The 734-nt window shown below is 36.9% G+C and carries 1 protein-coding gene; it reads right to left on the bottom strand.

Annotated elements, in window-relative coordinates; all coding sequences use genetic code 11:
• Positions 1–672 (bottom strand): AAA family ATPase (locus UTO39_RS22275; protein WP_320728126.1); only part of this gene is annotated, 672 nt, incomplete at its 3' end.
• Positions 673–734: the final 62 nt, after the last annotated feature.

The raw sequence follows: 734 nt of genomic DNA, 5'->3' as shown, positions 1-734 counted from the left end.
GTAATGATCTGTATTCTCTAATTTAATAGATTCAATCCCGTTTTCACTAAAATGCAATATTTTCGAATCTGGATATGACATTAGTATAGGAGAATGGGTTGCTATTATAAATTGTGAATTGCTCTGAGCCAAGCGATGGATATGAGCGAGCGCAGCCATTTGTCTGGTAGGTGATAAAGCTGCCTCAGGTTCATCTAAAATATACAGGCCATTCGGTGCAAAGCGGTTCAATAATAATGACATAAAAGATTCCCCGTGCGATTGTTCGTGAAGGGAACGTCCACCATAGGCTCCTTGCACACCTAAACTATCAATCTCTGTTGCAACATTATAAAAACTTTCAGCTCTGAAAAAGAATCCATCTTTTGGTCGCCTTACTCCTCTTACTAGTCGAATTGCATGATGAAGTGAAGAATGACTTTCATTTGAATGAAAGTTAAAATTACGTGACCCTCCTTCTGCATTATATCCTGCGGCTATTGCAATAGCTTCAACCAAAGTTGATTTTCCACTACCATTTTCTCCCATGAGAAAAGTTACCCGCGGATGCAGATCCATACAATGAAAATTTTTCAAAGCTGGAATGTTATAGGGGTATTGTTCCCTTTCATAATCTGTGATTCTATCTTCCTGCAATAACACTGTTCGGAGATATTGTTCTAGAATATGCATTATGTAATACCAAACCTTTAGTTTATAATTAGCGTATAAAAAAATAAAGCATAGCTTAAGTT

Source organism: Enterobacter sp. 118C5 (assembly GCF_034107645.1).
In the GTDB taxonomy this organism is placed as follows: domain Bacteria; phylum Pseudomonadota; class Gammaproteobacteria; order Enterobacterales; family Enterobacteriaceae; genus Enterobacter; species Enterobacter nematophilus.
This window is presented reverse-complemented; position numbering and strand designations above follow the sequence as displayed.